General features: G+C 59.0%; 17 protein-coding genes. 16 read left to right on the top strand and 1 reads right to left on the bottom strand.

Translation table 11 applies throughout. The annotated features are described in order from the left end of the window. The first annotated feature begins 30 nt into the window (after positions 1-30). From ACSQ84_RS34665 to ACSQ84_RS34725, 13 genes are all read left to right on the top strand, one after another. A complete protein-coding gene (locus ACSQ84_RS34665; RefSeq protein WP_436216251.1) occupies positions 31-537 on the top strand; it encodes an A24 family peptidase in 507 nt (168 codons plus the stop codon). A 1-nt stretch (position 538) separates the two neighbouring features. Then, positions 539-1,438, top strand: a complete 900-nt coding sequence (gene cpaB, locus ACSQ84_RS34670; protein WP_436216252.1) for a Flp pilus assembly protein CpaB — start codon at positions 539-541, stop codon at positions 1,436-1,438. A 10-nt stretch (positions 1,439-1,448) separates the two neighbouring features. After that, positions 1,449-2,648: an AAA family ATPase gene (locus ACSQ84_RS34675; RefSeq protein WP_436216253.1), complete on the top strand. Its 1,200-nt coding sequence runs from the start codon at positions 1,449-1,451 to the stop codon at positions 2,646-2,648. Positions 2,649-2,839: 191 nt separating this feature from the next. After that, entirely contained in the window at positions 2,840-4,090 is a 1,251-nt protein-coding gene (locus ACSQ84_RS34680; protein ID WP_436216268.1) for a CpaF family protein, read from the top strand. Beyond that, positions 4,087-5,019, top strand: coding sequence for a type II secretion system F family protein (locus ACSQ84_RS34685; protein ID WP_436216254.1), 933 nt, complete (start codon positions 4,087-4,089; stop codon positions 5,017-5,019). Before ACSQ84_RS34680 ends, ACSQ84_RS34685 begins: the two co-directional genes overlap by 4 nt. Next, positions 5,016-5,927, top strand: a complete 912-nt coding sequence (locus ACSQ84_RS34690) for a type II secretion system F family protein (RefSeq protein ID WP_436216255.1) — start codon at positions 5,016-5,018, stop codon at positions 5,925-5,927. The genes ACSQ84_RS34685 and ACSQ84_RS34690 overlap by 4 nt, the downstream gene beginning before the upstream one ends. Positions 5,928-5,930: 3 nt before the next feature. Beyond that, entirely contained in the window at positions 5,931-6,578 is a 648-nt protein-coding gene (locus tag ACSQ84_RS34695; RefSeq protein WP_436216256.1) for a methyltransferase family protein, read from the top strand. 110 nt (positions 6,579-6,688) lie between these two features. Beyond that, positions 6,689-7,132 carry a hypothetical protein gene (locus ACSQ84_RS34700; protein ID WP_436216257.1) on the top strand — a complete coding sequence of 148 codons (444 nt, stop codon included), beginning with the start codon at positions 6,689-6,691 and terminating at the stop codon, positions 7,130-7,132. Between the two features lie 9 nt (positions 7,133-7,141). Continuing rightward, the gene (locus ACSQ84_RS34705; RefSeq protein ID WP_436216258.1) at positions 7,142-8,524 is read left to right on the top strand and encodes a pilus assembly protein TadG-related protein; all 1,383 of its coding nucleotides are present in this window, start codon (positions 7,142-7,144) and stop codon (positions 8,522-8,524) included. Next, positions 8,524-8,931, top strand: coding sequence for a TadE family protein (locus tag ACSQ84_RS34710; RefSeq protein ID WP_436216259.1), 408 nt, complete (start codon positions 8,524-8,526; stop codon positions 8,929-8,931). The genes ACSQ84_RS34705 and ACSQ84_RS34710 overlap by 1 nt, the downstream gene beginning before the upstream one ends. A gap of 611 nt (positions 8,932-9,542) precedes the next feature. Next, positions 9,543-11,156 (top strand): type II and III secretion system protein family protein, encoded by a 1,614-nt coding sequence (locus tag ACSQ84_RS34715; protein ID WP_436216260.1) that lies wholly within the window; start codon positions 9,543-9,545, stop codon positions 11,154-11,156. A 9-nt stretch (positions 11,157-11,165) separates the two neighbouring features. After that, positions 11,166-11,561: a hypothetical protein gene (locus ACSQ84_RS34720; protein ID WP_436216261.1), complete on the top strand. Its 396-nt coding sequence runs from the start codon at positions 11,166-11,168 to the stop codon at positions 11,559-11,561. Positions 11,562-11,761: 200 nt separating this feature from the next. Continuing rightward, entirely contained in the window at positions 11,762-12,178 is a 417-nt protein-coding gene (locus tag ACSQ84_RS34725) for a tetratricopeptide repeat protein (RefSeq protein WP_436216262.1), read from the top strand. Positions 12,179-12,229: 51 nt separating this feature from the next. On the opposite strand, the gene ACSQ84_RS34730 is transcribed toward ACSQ84_RS34725, so the two are convergent. Beyond that, positions 12,230-12,769: a hypothetical protein gene (locus ACSQ84_RS34730; RefSeq protein ID WP_436216263.1), complete on the bottom strand. Its 540-nt coding sequence runs from the start codon at positions 12,767-12,769 to the stop codon at positions 12,230-12,232. 299 nt (positions 12,770-13,068) lie between these two features. Here ACSQ84_RS34730 and ACSQ84_RS34735 point away from each other — a divergent pair, with 299 nt between their 5' ends. The 3 genes from ACSQ84_RS34735 to ACSQ84_RS34745 form a co-directional block, all read left to right on the top strand. After that, entirely contained in the window at positions 13,069-13,200 is a 132-nt protein-coding gene (locus ACSQ84_RS34735; RefSeq protein WP_436216264.1) for a hypothetical protein, read from the top strand. A gap of 616 nt (positions 13,201-13,816) precedes the next feature. Then, positions 13,817-14,047, top strand: coding sequence for a hypothetical protein (locus tag ACSQ84_RS34740; RefSeq protein ID WP_436216265.1), 231 nt, complete (start codon positions 13,817-13,819; stop codon positions 14,045-14,047). A gap of 1,070 nt (positions 14,048-15,117) precedes the next feature. Then, positions 15,118-16,553: VCBS domain-containing protein (locus ACSQ84_RS34745; protein ID WP_436216266.1), on the top strand; the 1,436-nt coding region annotated here is incomplete at its 3' end.

The following is a 16,553-nucleotide window of genomic DNA, read 5'->3' on the forward strand; positions in this document are numbered from 1 at the left end:
GTGTGCCCTCGCTTGTTCTTGAGGCATTTCATGAGTTGGATTGCTCCCACAGCCTCGTTTCTGGAAATTGTACTTTTGCTATACGTCGCAACGATCGATATCGCGACACGACTGATCCGAAATGAAATTTGTCTGGTGCTGGCGCTCCTTGGGATTGCCGGTCAATTCGCCAGCCCGGCGCAAGTCGCTGAATCGCTGATCGCCGCGACGATCCTGTTGCTGCTGCTGTTGGCCATTTTCCAACGCAGATTGATTGGCGGCGGCGATGTCAAGCTGCTGGTCGCATTGGCGATCGGCCTCCCAATGATGGGCGTGATTCAATTGTTGACCATAACCGCGCTGGCCGGCGGCATTCTTGCCCTGGTGCATCTGATGATGCGCGTCCTGCCATATCCCAGGCTGGCGCCCGCCGGATCGTCGTTCGTACGCCGCGTCTACGCGGTAGAGCGTTGGCGCCATCTGCGACACGCGCCGCTGCCTTACGGGGTTGCCATAGCGTGCGGTGGTATCTGGACGGTTTTCAGTCGAGGACTTTGACATGTCATCTACTTTGCGTCTCTCGATCATCATGGTGCTGTTGCTCGCAACCGCTGCGCTCGGGCTCATTGCCTACAACATGAACCAGTCGAAAGTGCAGGTCCCGGTAGTGGAGGTCACGGTAAAGGCGCCGGAGCCTCTCACTGTCGGGTACTTTGTCGCGGCCCATCCGTTGCCGAGAGGGACGCTGGCCCGCGATGAAGATTTCACAGTACGCTCGGTATCGCCGGTTAATGTTCCAGCAGGGGCGATCCTCGATACGCCCGATGCCAAGATCGGAATTCGCGGATCTCTGGTTCGCAACTTCATCGACACTGGCAGTCCCGTCACATCAGAAAACATCTTGCGCCCGCGAGAACGGGGTTTTCTCGCCAGCGTGCTGGCACCGGATAGCCGTGCCATCAGCATCAACGTTGATGCGGCGTCTGGTGTCTCGGGCCTGATCTGGCCGGGTGACTATGTGGATGTCGTGTTGACCCAAGAGCCGACGCCAGCGAGCGAGGATAAAACAGCTCAACAGCATGGCATGCTGAGTGAAACCGTTGTTCAGAATGTTCGAGTCGTCGCGATTGACCAGGAGATTGTGCAGGGCGGTCGAGCCAGCAACGTCACGGCCGGTAAGGTAGCGCGTACGGTAACGCTGCAGCTTGCGCCAGTGCAGGTCAAGAAGGTCACAGTGGCAGGACAGCGCGGAAAGCTCACCTTGGCCGTACGGTCAGCGGTCGATCGACAGGATACGGGCGACACGGACACGACGGTGGTGGTCTATGCACGCAATAATGGCACGAAATACTCGGTCAGGAGAGACGATACAGGAAACACGCGCACTGTGTTGAGCAGCGATGCGTCGCCGCTGGCGTCCTCCGCGCCGGTGGCTTCGGCCGTATCGTCACGTCGGTAGGGAGGCAGTGGTGAACGTTAACATAGCAGTAGTCAGTCCGCCTGAAGAAACTGCGTCTCTTGCAACGCGCAACCAAATTGTCTGTTTCGTAAATGACGAGCTTAGTGCAGCGGCTCTGCGCAAAGGCCTCGAAGGTTGTAACTTAACGATCAAGCGCGGCACGATCCGTCATGCCATACGAATGCTCGAAACCGACACCGAGCTATTCGCGTTGGTGGCAGACATCAGTGGAATCGATGATCCGTTTACCGAACTGGAAAGGTTGTCGGCCGTCTGCCCACCCGACGTCCTAGTGGCTCTGATCGGTGAGAGCAGAGAGATCACCTTCTACCGTGAGCTGATGGAAATCGGCTTGACCGAGTACCTTCCGAGGCCGCTCACGCGCGATATGGTGCTAGCCCAGCTGCGGCCGAAGCTGCTTGGCGACGTGGCGCCCGGTGCGGCCGATCGTGGCGGGCATGTGATCTCGATCTGCGGTGCGCAGGGCGGCGCCGGAGCAACCAGTATCGCGATCAATCTCGCACTGCAGCTGGCCGAGACCACCAAGGCCAAGGTTGCGCTCCTCGACCTTCATTTACAGAACGGCGAAACCGCGGTGATGTTGGGTGTCCGGCCCGGGCCGGGGCTGCGCATCGCTCTGGAAAACCCGATGCGGGCGGACACCTTGTTCCTCGAACGCGCGGCAATCGATATCAACGAGCGTGTTTGCCTGATTTCCGCCGATGAGGATCTGGATGCGCAGCTGGACATCACTGAAGCGGGAGTGAGACATGTGCTGGGTCTACTCCGTCAACGGTTCAATTACATCGTTGTCGATATACCAGTCCCGTTTCCTCCATCTATCCATCCGGTGATCACTCTTTCTCGCCATGTGCTGGTGCTGCTGGAAGCGGAGGTGACCGGACTTCGCAATGCCCATGCACTCCGCACCGCCGTGACGAACATCGCCGGTAAGGATCGGGTCTTTACTTTGCTCAACCGTGCCAATCGTCCCGGGGGCCTTCCCAGGGCCACGATTGTCAAAGCCTTGGGCGCGGAACCGGACATGGTAATTCCCGACCTCGGCAAGGGAATGACCCAGGCGGTCAATCTCGGAATTCCAGCTCTAAAGCACGTGTCAGCACTGCGACGTCACCTCGCCCCGATTGTACGGGAGATTGCTGGTGTCGGCGCCCAGCGGAAGGGATGGTTGAGGAGGCTATTCGGGTGACGAAACAATTTGGTACGCGCGAGCGCGACGGCACGCCAACCCGTTTACCTGCATTGACGCCAAGGGACGGCGCGCCAACTCGTTTGCCTGCATTGACGCCAAGCCGCGACGAACCTTCGACCGAGCACCCCGTGATGCCAACTTCGCCGCGCGAACGAGACGTGACGCCGGCTTCGCTGCGCGAACGAGTCATGATGCCGGCTTCGCTGCGCGAGCGGGTCATTGCGCAGATTGAGCCATCGGTGGCCGCAACTGTTTCGCGCGATATTCTTCGGCAGCAGATCGAGGAAATCATCCATGGAATCGCCAATCAGGATCGGCTCGAACTGTCGGGTCGCGAGCAGTTTCAGCTAGCGGACGAGATAGCGGACGACATGACCGGCTACGGGCCGCTCCGTCCGCTCCTGCTGGATGAATCGATCAACGACATCATGGTCAACGGACCGAGCAACATTTATGTCGAACGAAACGGCAAGCTGGAACGGATCGCGGTACGATTCCGCGACAATGATCACATCGCATCGGTGGCGCAGAAAATTGCCGCGCAAGTTGGACGGCGCGTTGACGAATCCAGTCCGATGGTGGATTGCCGCTTGCCGGACGGCAGCCGGGTCAACATCATCTTCCCACCGCTGGCGATCCATAGCCCCTGCATTTCCATCCGAAAATTTCCAAGTCGCCGCTTGGATATGGCCGGAATGATCAAAAACGGCTCAATGACCTCGGCTATGGGGCAATTGCTGGAGATCGCCGGCCGGTGTCGGCTCAATGTTCTGGTTTCCGGCGGTACGGGCTCGGGCAAGACGACGCTGTTGAACGCCATGAGCCAGTTCATTGATCACAGTGAACGCGTTGTCACCATCGAGGACGCGGCAGAGTTGCAGCTTCAACAGCCGCATGTGATCAGCCTGGAGACCCGGCCGCCCAGCCTCGAAGGCACAGGGCAGGTGACGCAACGCGATCTGGTGTGGAATGCCTTGCGGATGCGTCCTGACCGGATCGTCGTAGGCGAAGTGCGCGGCGCTGAAGCGTTTGACATGCTGCAAGCGATGAACACCGGCCATGATGGTTCGATCTCTACGGTGCATGCCAACTCTGCCCGCGACGCGCTGACCCGTATTGAAAACATGGTGCAGATGGGACAGCCGAATCTGCCGCTGCGGGCGATCAGGTCCCAGATCGTCGCTGCGTTGGACGTTATCGTGCAGGTGGAACGCATGCGGGACGGACAGCGTCGCGTTGTCCAGATCAGCGAGGTGATCGGCCTGGAAGGCGATGTGATCACCACCAATGACATCGCGGCGTTCGTGTACGAACAGGAAGATGTTAACGGGCGGATATCGGGCACCTACAGGTCCACCCCCGCAGTCCCGAAGTTCAAGAGCCGTCTCGTTTATTATGGGCTTGATCGAGCCTGGGCCGAGGCCATGAGGCAGCTATGACGACGGAATTTCTGACCATCGTCGACCTGGCGCTCCTGATATGCGCAGCAGCCGTGACGTTGTGGCTCGGCGCTCGACAAAGCCGCATGGATAGACAGATAGCGACAGCTCTGCCGACCTCAGAGTCGGCGAGCCTCCCCTCCATTCGTCGGTTAGAGGCCGGGTCCCGGTGGCAGTTTCTCCACCGCTTGGCCAATTACCAGCCAGGGATAGCTTACGCCTGGCACCCCGCGTATCCGCTACTTGCCGGCGTCATCTCCGGAGCGGCAATCTTTTATGCCAATAGCCTGCTGAAATTTTCTACCCTCTACGTGTCTCTCGCGGCTGCGATTGTGGCCATCATGGTGGTGCGAGGTCTGTTTGGATGGCAGCAACATCGCCTCGCCAATCAACTTTTTCAGCAGCTGCCTGACACGATCCAGCTGGTGACAAGTACGGTTCGATCCGGGCTGCCTGTGAACGAAGCATTTCGCACCATCGCTCGCGAGATGCCGCAACCAACCGCTGGGCAGTTCGCCATCGTTTGCAGCGAAGTGACGATGGGGAGATCTCCGGAGGAAGCTGTAGAAGCTGTCTATCAGCGAACGCAAGTGACGGAGTATGGGATCTTTGCGGTGACCCTTGCAGTCCAGCTGAAGTCAGGTGGCAGCTTAACTGAAACGTTGCAGACACTGGGAGACACGGTGCGGCAGCGTGTTGCGCTCGCTGCTCGCGCGAAGGCTCTGGCGGGAGAGGTGATCTTTTCCTCTCGCGCACTTTCAATCTCGCCCATTGTTGTCGGTGGGTTACTATACCTGATCAATCCGCAAACAGTTGATCTGCTGTTCTCCGATCCGACCGGAAACGTGCTGCTGGCTTACGCCGCGGCATCGGTGATTATCGGAACCCTTGTGATACGCTGGATGGTCAGAAGGGAAACCGAACTATGACTTTTGGTTTCAGTTTGGTCGCCCTCGCCATAGCACTTGCGGCTGCGACCGCCGTGTTGATCATCCACGAAATGCACATTCGTGCGTTGAACACGCGGGTGTCAAACGCGGTGATGGGCGTTCCTGGCGGGTCAGCGCCCTTCGGAGACATGACTGGCTGGCTTTCATCGCTCGGGATGCGGTATCGGCGGTTCTACTCCGCAGAAAATCTGGACCAGCTACGAACGATCGTTCAAGCGTCAGGTTTCAATCCTCATCGAACCTTGCCGATCTGGATTGGTGTCAAAACTGTCAGCATGTTCTTGTTTCCGATCATTGGCTTGTTTGTCGCGCAGCTTTCAGGGAAGTCGCTGACCGATGGGCTGGTCTTCATGCTCATTGGCGTGGTGATCGGAATTATGGGGCCGCGGTTGATCCTGTCGGTGCTGAGACGGCGTTTCAACGCCGGCATCCGGCTAGGCACGCCGGATATGATCGATTTGCTGGTTGTCTGCAGCGAAGTGGGAATGGGTCTGGAGAGCGCGCTGGAACGCGTAGCGGAAGAAATGAACCGGACTAATCCTGCGATGGCCCGGGTCTTGTACAGCCTTCTTGATGATCTCCGGGTATTGCCAAATCGCAGCGACGCATTCGAGAAAATTGGATCTACGTCAGAAGGACTTCGCCGGTTCGGCACCATGGTTAGCCAAAGCATGCAGTATGGAACGCCGTTGAGCAAGGCGCTGCGCAGTATCGCCGTCGACCTCCGGCGAGAACGTATTACCAACCTGGAAGAAAGAGCACACAAGCTGGGTGCCAAGCTGACTATTCCGATGGTGCTGTTCATGCTTCCAGCGATGTTCATCATTTTGGGTGGAAGTCCGTTTCTGCACCTCATACGTACATTCGCCAGCTTCGGGATGAAGTAAGCCATGAGCACGATGACCCTGTCGAAAAACTGGCCTTACGAGCGGACGATGCAACTGCTTGGCGGCATGTGGTTCATGCTGCTGGCACTCCTGGTCGCCACAAAAATCGGGACGTCGCTTGCCGATCCCTGGCCATCGCTTCTGTCGAGTTTTTGCCTTGCCATCTTCTACACGCTCCTGACGGTGTTGATCATGACCAGGCCACCGGCAAAGGCGCACGCGGCCGGCCTGCCGCCTAGAATAGCTGCCTTCGTCGGCAGCTATATGCCGTGGACAATCACCTTCTTCGGCAAAACCGACGAAGCGTTGCCAAACTTGCTATCCACCGCGTGCGTGCTGGTCGGCATCATCATGATGCTTGTGACGATCCGACATCTGGGTAAGTCGTTCAGTTTGGTGCCGCAGGCACGTAGAGTGGTGCAAACCGGTCCTTACCGTTGGATCAAGCACCCGCTCTATCTGGCGGAAGAACTCGTGGTCCTGGGTGTAGTGCTGCAATACCTGACACCGTTAACGGTGGCGCTGCTGATCCTGCATATCGGCGTCCAGATCTGCCGAATTCTTTACGAAGAAGACCTGCTTCGGCGCAGCCTCCCTGAGTACTCCAGTTATGAAGCATCACGCTGGAGATTGATTCCGTACGTTTGGTGAGTGGTCATGAATGGCCGGCTTGTGATGGACATGGGTGTTGATCTGCATCGGTCTAACACTGACGCGGAGGGGTCAACGTGCTGCGTTTATTGCCCTGTCGAGATAGGCTCGTGAGCCGTAGAGTTTCTTTCATCGCGGATCAGCGCGGCGCCGCCGCGTTTGAAATGCTGATCGTTTTCCTTTTCCTGGGAGTGGGCCTGCTTCTGCCGCTTGCCGATGTTGCCGCCGCTGGTTTTCGGTTTGTAGCCGCGTGGGAGGCAATGCGCGCCTTCGGGCAAAGCATCCAGTACAACCCGCCACCTGACGTTACCGATTGGTCGGGCTGGAAGTCAGCGCTCCCCACTTCGGTTTCGGGTTATCCCATCAACAATCTCCAGGTGGTTTGCAGCGATACCATGGCTGCCTGCTCCGCAACCAACTCTCTTTCGCCCAAGCACTATACGTACACGACGACCGTCACCGTGGAGCCCATCGTGCTACGAGCGGTGATCTGTCGGAGTGGTAACGGCGATCCTTGTTCGTTCACGCTGGCTTACGGTGAACGGTTTCAATAGGAGGGTTCCATGCGTGGCTTGCTTCACTCTCGTCGTGGTTCTGTCGCCTTCGCAACCGTTGTCGCCTTGATACCTCTGATAGGTGTGGTCGCACTCGGGGGCGAGGCGGGATCGTGGTACGTCACCAGGCAACACGCGCAGAATGCCGCCGATGCGGCAGCCTATTCGGGTGCCGTGCAGGAATTGTGCTTATCGAACCCACTAACGTGCGCGGTTACAGAAACAGTGGACTATCGCGCCAAGCAAGCCGCGGCACAGAACTCGTTCTGCAACGCGGGCGCCTCCTATCCAGGCTCCCAGTGTGGCAGCAGCCTTCCGTCGGGAATCTCGCAGACCGTCGAGGTTGCTTCGCTCACGTCATGGAAGGGGACGGCCGGAATTTACGTGCAGGCCACAGTTAGCCAGCAACAGCCGGCATACCTGGCGAGAGTGCTTGGTTTGACCACGGTCGATATTGGCGCGACAGCCGTGGCCAAAGTACAAAGCCTGGCAGCACCGCCATGCGTCCTGGCATTGACCGGTTCGGTCAGTTTCCAGGGCAGCCCGAACATCAATGCGCCTAATTGCGGCATGGCCTCGAACAGTACGGCCAACAATGCAATCAACTTCACCGGCGGCGGGGCGAGCATGAATGTTGGCTCGCTAACGACTGTCGGCGGCTGCACGGGTCAGGCACAGTTCTGCGACCCCGCGCTAACTTATATGCCGGCGCCGATCAAAAATCCCTTTTCTGATCTCGATGGCGCCCTCACCACGATGTGCGGAACGAATCCCACCCTCCCTGCAAAATGCGGTCTTACACCGCCATGCGACAACAAAGGTGGAAAGGAGCTAGTCCCTTACACGGCCGCCACCCCATGCACAAACGACGGTTTCAAGTCGACAGGCCAAACCGTGGTCACCGGCCCCAACGGGGTGCAGCCCTTACCGGCAGGGGTGTACTTCATATCTGGTAAGCTGACGGTCACCGCTGGCTCTTCGATTACCGGTACGGGGGTAACCTTCATTCTGCTGCCAGGGGCGGAAATCGTCACGCAAGGCAGCGGGACGCTCACTCTCAATGGGCCAACATCTGTCCCAAATGACTCGTCGTTTCCCGCGGCCCTCCAGCCGAGCGCGGCATTATTCCAGTACATGGCCATGTACTATGCTTCAGCGGAGCCGGCGCATTTCGGTGGAAATAGCAACATCAACCTCACAGGAAATATCTACGCACCAAATGCAGATGTGACGTTTCAGGGCAATCCGGCAATCGCCGTAGGCGACGCAGGCGGTTGTGGCCAGTTGATCGCCAAATCGGTCGAGTTCAACGGCAACTCCACCTTTGACACCACAGGCTGCCCAGCGTCAACGAAGATGACGAGCAGCCAGTATGTCCAGTTGGTGCAGTGATGAGAAAGCTCGATCAGCGCGGCGTCGGGCCGCTGGAATTTTGCCTCGTCGCCGTGCCGCTTTTCACATTGATGTTCGCCATCTTGGATCTGGGACGTTACGCAATCACCATGCAGTCATTGCGGACGCTCGCGAATGCGGGTGCTCGGACATGGATGATCAACGACTGCTACGTCAACAGCGTCATGAGCAGAACGTCACCAACCTGTAGCGGTGACCCCCTGCCATCCGCTGCGGAAAAAAAAGCCGTTGCCCCAATGCTCGGCGGTCTCTCGCCGACGCTGAACACGACTGCGGGAGCCAGCATACTTACGGTTACGGCATCTGTACCGAGTTTCAACATGCTGATGCCGATATGGGGCACAGCATTGAACGCGCCGAGTGCGTCCACCACAATTCCTTTCTAGCCCATTCTCGGGCATCAAGCCGATGGCACTCGACGAGCCCACAACGATGGCGATCGCCGTCCAGCGAGCGCCTCGGCATGCAGTGAGTCGAACTCTGTTCGGCTTTTGGCGCGAGACATTGGTCGGCAAGGTCTGCGATTTGGCCCGCGGTTCCATGTCGAGCCTGTGCGAATTTCCGCGCGAGCACTCGTCGTCAAATCGGGGCATCTGCACGCGCGAGATGGCGGAACCTAGCGGACTATATGCAACTCGTTGGGAATATGGCGGACGGCAAGCGAACGGGTGCCGGCCGCGGCTGCTTTTTGCATCGCACAAAAGGTGGTGCTCGCTCGCAACATTGGGAAATATTCTCTGGTGTTACAGCAACCTGGCAAGGGTCTCTCCTTGCAAGCGAGGCGCATGACGGATGATGATCTTGAAGCCGCATTCGCGGCCAGCGGGAGACCGGGAAGTGTCCTCACTGAGGCTAGAAGCGCGCCGGGAATGCGAAGTAACGATTTATAGTGGGACAAACTGTAAGCTTTGCGACGTGGTGCGCGAAGGAGAGTTGTTAAGACGCTGAGGCCGTACATTTACGGGAACAGAAGTGGTTCGCGGCGAGGGGAAACCGAATGAAGGGCAGTCGCGTTTCGGGTAGGGCAGGCGGGAGGCTTCTCGCCTCGGGCGTGATCGCTGTTGGCGCTGCGCTTGCCTTGGTTGGTTCCGCTGACCGCGCGGGAGCTGCAGAGCGGCGGGGCTCCTCCGGCGGCGTATTCGTCAGCGAAATGACCGACGTCCAGCGCGTCAAGGTGATCCTCAACAAGTCACGCACCTTCAGGGTCCATACCGCTTTTTCCACCATCGTGGCGGGCTCGCCTGAGATCGTAGACGTGAAGTCGCTGAGCGATCACCTGATCTACATCCAGGGCAAGCAAACCGGCACCACCAACGTCATCCTGTTCGACAGTTCGATGAAGCAGATCGGCATCCTCGATGTCGAGGTCGCGATCGATACCGGCAATCTGCAGCAGAACATCCAATCCAGTACCGGCACGCGCGGCATTCGCGTCTCCTCCGGTGAGGGCCAGGTCGTGTTGAGCGGAACTGCAGTGGATGCGGTCGCCGCCGAGCGAGCGATGGCGATTGCCACCGGCATGGTGGCGAAGGGTGGCACCGTCGTCAACGCCATGAACGTGGCAGGACCCCAGCAGGTGATGCTGGAGGTGCGCTTTCTCGAGGTTAACCGCCTGGCTGGCCGTGACCTTGGTATGAACCTCTACGGCGCCAACGCCAGCGGCACGAACATCGGCAATACCGGGCTTGGTAACATTAACACCCTCAGCGGTCGTGTTCCAATGCCTAACACAGGCCCTCCACCCGGCACTATACCGCTGCTCGACACGGCGGGTACGTTAGCAAGCAGCACGATTAACGGAGCGCTCCCGTTCGGTAGCCTGCTAACCAGCGTCCTCAGGACGAAAAACGGGGCCTCGGTTGACCTGCTGGTAACAGCTCTGGAAACCAAGGGCCTGTTGCGTCGGCTCGCCGAGCCAAACCTGATGGCCTTGTCCGGCGACGCCGCCCGCTTCCTGGCTGGCGGTGAGTTTCCCGTGCCTGTAGCCTCCACAACGGTTACGGGTGGCTTTCCCACCGTTACTATCGAATTCAAGAAATTCGGCGTTGAGCTGGCCTTCGTGCCCACCGTTCTCTCGCGTGGCGTGATCAACCTTCGGGTTGAGCCGTCGGTCAGCGAGCTGGATTTCCAGAACGCGGTCACGATCGGGGGGACGACCATCCCGGCGCTGTCGCGGCGTGATGCACGTACGACGGTCGAGTTGCGCGACGGCCAGAGCTTTGCCATCGCCGGCCTGTTGCAGACACGCAACCGGCAGGACGTCTCGCAATTGCCCTGGATCGGCTCGGTGCCGGTGCTCGGGACGCTGTTCCGCTCTTCGTCCTACCAGCAGCAGGAAACCGATCTTGTGATCATCGTGACGCCGCGCCTGGTTGCGCCGGCGGTGCCGGGGCAGCAGCTGGCCTCACCACTGGACTCCCGCCTGCCGGCTAATGACGTCGATTTCTTTCTTAACGGTCAGATGGAAGTGCGAAAGCGCTACAATGATTATGTCAATTCCGGCGGCGAGGTGAAGGGACCGTACGGCCACATCATCGCGCCCGAGCTCACCGTGCGTGCTCCGGCGCCGGTTCCCGTTTCTGGTCAACCAGCGATCAAAACCCTGAACTGAGGACGAACTATGCGCATCAGATTGCTGGCCATATTCGCTCCGCTCCTGCTGGGGGGCTGCTATGGATTGGCGGGGCACGACGAAGTGGACCGCTACTTCCAGCGTTCCGACACCATCACCATGAGCGCCGGCGACGCCAAACAGGTCAACGCCGTCACCCACACAATCCATCCATGGCCGCGATACGTCGGTGATCGCAGGATCGCGACCGACGCTCGGCGCGTGGGCGCCGCCGTGACACGCTATGGCAACACGAAACAGCCGGTGGATCAGCTTCCCGACATCGGCGAATCAGGCAGGCTGATGGGCGTGCGGCCTACCCCAACCCAGAACGTCAACATAGAAGGATTGGGAGCTGGATCGACTGCCGGAGTATCGGTGCCGGTCGGCGGAGCGACCAGGTAACCGGTTTTGGCAAGTAAAATTAGGGATGATATTTCGAACGGTGCACTGGTCCGCTGGGCCGGGGCGGGGGACAAAGGGTTATGCGTCGTCTCATTCTAATGCTGACCTGTTGTTGGTTGGCGACCGGCCTTGCGGCGTGTGACACCACAACGAGAGACGCGGCTATCGTCGCTCCCGCGAATCCGGCGGGCGCGGACCCCGTGCAGGAACCGACCGACGTCAAATATTACCCCTCCGACGAGCCCGTCCGGCTTGGGCTGGAGCATTTCAACCGCGGCAGTTACGGGATCGCCCAGCGCCATTTCAAGGACGCGGTCGAGAAGGCGCCGAAGGATTTGACGGCCTGGATGGGGCTTGCAGCGAGCTACGATCGCTTGCGTCGCTTTGATCTCGCCGATCAGGCTTACGCGCAGGCGACTCGGCTGGGGGGCGAAACCGTTCAACTGCTGAATGATCAGGGATATTCATACATGCTGCGCGGCAATCTGAATGCGGCGCGGCGAAAGTTTGAGAGGGCTTATTCGCTCGACCCGACCAACCCGGTGGTCATCAATAACCTTGAGCTGCTCAATGGCAGCCGGCGGTTCATTGAGAGGCCGCCGAATAACCAGCCATAGCAAGTGGCTTTGATGCTGGCGTCGATGGCCTGCCCCAAGTCCAGCTAAAGACTAGTTGGGAGCCAACACGGCATCGGCACGGCGGCTGTTCTTCATACTGATGATGATCGCGCCGTTGCGAGTCGTAAATCTGGCTCCTGACAATCTTGGCACCTTCTCCGTGATCGGCGATGGAAGAGGAATCGTTACGCCGGATAGGGGATCTCCGACGTTGATCGCTGGCGCGGCCGGGCCCGAAGAAGGCGCCGACTTGATGTATTCCCTTATCAACTGAACCTCTTCTCGCGAGAGATTGAGTGCGGCTTGATCGGCGCGGGTCTCCCCACCAGCTTTGTTCTTTTCCGAGGAGGCCTCGTCTTGCGCCGTCACTTGTTGACCAGAGTCTCGCCGGGTCTTTTCCGCTTGCTCGAGTTTTGCAAGACGCTCCCTGAGGGGCAGGAGCTCTCGATGGAGCATGGCAACGTCTGACTTCAGGGACCTTATCTGCCCCACCGCAATGGCGGCGCCGACGCCTGCAACGACCACGACCAAGGTCAGGATTGCAAATGCGGCGCCTCCTGTCCCTACAAGGTGGTGTTCGGCTTTTGGCATTGAGGTATCCTGCGCAAGATGGCGTCGCCAGCGCTCGAAGACAGAGCGCATTTTCGTGGCGGTGGAGGCGAAAGGCTTCGATAGCTGAGAAGAGTTACCGCTCGGCCGTTCGACCTTGGAACCGAAGCCCCGTCGCAAGAAGGCGGGAGCATCCTGGGGCGCCGCGTCAGCCGTCTGAATCGCGATTGTTTGGCTGCTTTCCTGCGAGGACGGTTGATGGTTCGCGCCATCGTCCGCCCCGTCAGGCCGTTCAGGCGGATCGGGGCCACTAACTCCCAACGTCGAATAAGGCGTTCGGATTGTCACGGACCCAGTATCTCCCTCCTGCTCCGACCGCTGACGTCGGCAGCACCACCCTCAAGGGCCTTCAGCTCAAGATCGAAGACCCTTGGTCGTTGCTGATCGGCTATTCGATCATCGATCATTCTTAGCGCCGGGGATGTGGGAGTCGAGGGAACTTCTAGGAAAACCGCGCTGGAGCGGATCGTGCCGTGAGCCTCTTATCACCAGATCACGTTTTCGCAGGCTTGGTCATAAGCTTCCTCTGCAGCCCGGATGGTTCTCGCAAACCGAGCGGCAGTTCTCGCAACGGCGGCACCACCTCATTACAGGTCCTCCCGCAGCCCCCCTGAAGAATTGGGCGGCCGGTTCAACTGCTTCCGCCCAAAGCTGCCCGTAACCCATTCCCTCCTTGTTCGCGCCGCGCGCCATGATCATCAGCGCATCATCCGACAACGGCCCCTGCAGCCGCTTTCGCTTCATCCTATGGCGTGCGCATCCATCGATCCCGCTCCTTGTCGGTCGTAGGATCGGCCGGCATGGCCTTCGGATGGATCGGTGCGACCAGCGTGTTCGGCACGGTCCCTGCCTGACTGCTCTGGATCGACGCTCATATCAAGACCTATGTGAACCCGAACCGAAGGTATTTCGCAACCACCGCGGCTTTCATTACCGCCGAGCACGCAAAAATTAGTTCTGAGTCATAACTATGATGACTCTCATGCAAAAATAAAAAATAGGGTGGGGAAAACGATAGGGAGGATGGGAATGGAAACTGTACGCCGCCTCCGGGCGATGGCGTCTTTGTGTCGGCAGAGTGCTGCATATCATCCTGACAATAGCTGGAAGCTGCTCGCCGAGGCAGAGTATTGGGAACACCTGGCCGGTGCCGCGGTCATTGCGCACTTCCAAGATTGCACCAGCGTGAATGACCAGACACGCCAACAATCGACTGCAAAGGCGACGAGACGGGACGCAAGGCTTTTGCCGATCGCCTGAATACTCTCATGCGAGCGGCTAACTTCCGCGCGCAGATGCGGCGCTTGCTCTGCTGAGGAGACGAAGAGGGTCGCCTTGGGTCCTCAGCGCTCGTTTACCGATGGGCCTTGGCATCATCCGAGCAATCGGGCGCCGCCCGGCCGTTCGCATGCATCCCGATAAGGCCACGGCTCAACATAGCTACCTGCCCATATACTACGCCCGGCATGCTCGGCGTCGCGTTGCGCCATGTCGTACTTGCGCTTTGAATACTGTGGCTAATCGAACGCAAGGCCGCTACGGACCAGCCATTCTCCGAGAACGACGCCTTCGACCGAACACGTCGCGACGGTCCGCCCGTATTGATCCGGCGAGACTGCGACGCAGAAGACCGGCGGCCGTCCTGGAGGAACCCGCGGAGAATCAGTCAATCCTCTATTTCGAGGTACCTCCTTCGCCGCGTGGACGCTCGCGGGAAATTTCGTCAAGTTGCGCGTAAGTCAGGTTGAGGGATCGATGCTGCGTTGAACTGGTCATCACCCGGGAGGGCGCGGTCAAGATTCTCAAAGAGATTTGCGAAGGACGTGAGCGGTAACGGCGGGACCGAACGGCAGACAACGGGCAGGGTTACAGTGGTCGGAATCTTTTCATGCCAAGCCGAAGAACACATTAGCGACAGGTGTCGTTCTTGGCCGAACGCCAGCGCGATTGTTCTAGATGGGCGTTGAATTTCATGTGAACTGATTTTCGGGTGCAGTCACGCCTGCTCTGCGTCAGCAGAGTTGCGGAGTGGACATGGGACGATTTTTATTTACGAAGCGCGCGGAGCGGGTCGACTGGCTCCGAATTGAGGCGCAACTCAAGGACATTTCAGCTTCATCGTCTGCTTCAGTCCTCTCTATCGCGTCGTCTGCGAGTCTTGCGAATGATCAGCCAGTGATCGCGCCAGGCAAGGGCGACGTTTCGCTCTCGCCTCACCCAGACATCATTGCAAAAGTCCAGGCCGCGATCGCGGTATCCGATTCATCGAACAGGCAGACGACGCGATAATTGCGCGCAAATTATACCAACAGAGTATTGGAGTATTTTTGATGGCAAGCGCCAGCGACACCACCACACTTACAGGCACCAGCGGCAGCGACAATTACGTCGGCGGGTCGGGCAACGACAATCTCTCCGGAGGCGCTGGAGATGATCGGCTCAACGGTGGCTCCGGGAGCGATACGCTCGATGGGGGTAGTGGTTTTGACACCGTCCTCGGTGGGTCGGGCGCGGATACACTTATCTATCGAGCTTGGGAAAACCAGTACAAGGTCGGCAGTCAAATTTTGGGCGTAGGGACAACGGTCGGACAAACGGCCTTTTCCGGCTATGACATCAACGACGGCGGCAATGGCAATGCTGCCACGGGCACTGCCGAAATCGATAGGCTCGTTATCTATTTGAGCAACGCGCAACTAGCTAGCTCCACCTTTATGACTGCGTTTAATAATGACCTGGCTAACTTTCAGGCTTTTATTGTCGCGAACTCAAATCCAAACACCGGCCAAGCAGGCCAGGCAGAATTTACCTTCACGAGCATCAATCTCAAAGTCTCCGCGATCGAGCAGGTTACGTTCGCTGTCGACCCCACTTCTCCGGTTGGCGTCAACGACACCAATGGGACCGATGTCGTGCGAGAGGCTGGCGTTGGCCCCGGGAATACATCGTTTCCGGGCGACTCCTCGGCTGCGGGGAACGTGTTGCTTAATGACACGGATTCCGACGACGGCCAGGCGTCGCTGGTGGTGTCGGCGGTCCGGACCGGTCCGGAATCCGGATCGGGAGCTGCCGGCACGGTCGGAACTGCATTGGTGGGCACCCATGGCTCACTGACCTTGAATGCCGACGGCAGCTATTCCTACAACCTCAACGACAGCGATACGGACACCAACGCGCTGGCGGACGGGGTCACAGTCACTGAGGTGTTTACGTACACAATCCGTGACCCGGACGGGCTGACTGATACCGCGCAGTTGACCATCACGATCACCGGCACCAACGACGCGCCCGTCGCGGTCGCCGACACCAACGCGGGTGATGCGGTCGTCGAGTCCGGCGTCAATCCCGGCAACACGCCGTTCGGCGGCGATCCGTCCGCCACCGGCAACGTGCTCAGCAACGACACCGACGTCGACACCGGGGCCACCAAGGCGGTTGCTGAGGTGAACGGCTCGGCCGGCAACGTCGGCAACGCGGTGACCGGCACCTATGGGTCGGTGACGATCAACAGCAACGGCAGTTACACCTACACGCTCGACAATTCAGATCCCGACACCCAGGCGCTGGCGCAGGGCGCGCTGGCGACCGAGGTGTTCACCTACACGGTGACCGACCAGTTCGAGGCGACCTCGTCGTCCACGCTGACCATCACCATCACCGGCACCGACGATCTGCCGGTGGCGGTTGCCGACACCGCCAGCATTGCCGAGGACGTGGTCTCGGTCGCCGGCAATTTGCGCAGCAACGATACCCTGGGTGACGGCAG

It is taken from the genome of Bradyrhizobium sp. LjRoot220, from assembly GCF_964252915.1.
Classification (GTDB): Bacteria; Pseudomonadota; Alphaproteobacteria; order Rhizobiales; family Xanthobacteraceae; genus Bradyrhizobium.

Bases quoted from the DNA above. Each gene is read 5' to 3' on its own strand.
- ACSQ84_RS34665 (WP_436216251.1), top strand. From the start codon at position 31: ATGAGTTGGATTGCTCCCACAGCCTCGTTTCTGGAAATTGTACTTTTG.
- cpaB (WP_436216252.1), top strand. From the start codon at position 539: ATGTCATCTACTTTGCGTCTCTCGATCATCATGGTGCTGTTGCTCGCA.
- ACSQ84_RS34680 (WP_436216268.1), top strand. From the start codon at position 2,840: ATGATGCCGGCTTCGCTGCGCGAGCGGGTCATTGCGCAGATTGAGCCA.
- ACSQ84_RS34685 (WP_436216254.1), top strand. From the start codon at position 4,087: ATGACGACGGAATTTCTGACCATCGTCGACCTGGCGCTCCTGATATGC.
- ACSQ84_RS34690 (WP_436216255.1), top strand. From the start codon at position 5,016: ATGACTTTTGGTTTCAGTTTGGTCGCCCTCGCCATAGCACTTGCGGCT.
- ACSQ84_RS34695 (WP_436216256.1), top strand. From the start codon at position 5,931: ATGAGCACGATGACCCTGTCGAAAAACTGGCCTTACGAGCGGACGATG.
- ACSQ84_RS34705 (WP_436216258.1), top strand. From the start codon at position 7,142: ATGCGTGGCTTGCTTCACTCTCGTCGTGGTTCTGTCGCCTTCGCAACC.
- ACSQ84_RS34710 (WP_436216259.1), top strand. From the start codon at position 8,524: ATGAGAAAGCTCGATCAGCGCGGCGTCGGGCCGCTGGAATTTTGCCTC.
- ACSQ84_RS34715 (WP_436216260.1), top strand. From the start codon at position 9,543: ATGAAGGGCAGTCGCGTTTCGGGTAGGGCAGGCGGGAGGCTTCTCGCC.
- ACSQ84_RS34720 (WP_436216261.1), top strand. From the start codon at position 11,166: ATGCGCATCAGATTGCTGGCCATATTCGCTCCGCTCCTGCTGGGGGGC.
- ACSQ84_RS34730 (WP_436216263.1), bottom strand. From the start codon at position 12,769: ATGCCAAAAGCCGAACACCACCTTGTAGGGACAGGAGGCGCCGCATTT.
- ACSQ84_RS34740 (WP_436216265.1), top strand. From the start codon at position 13,817: ATGGAAACTGTACGCCGCCTCCGGGCGATGGCGTCTTTGTGTCGGCAG.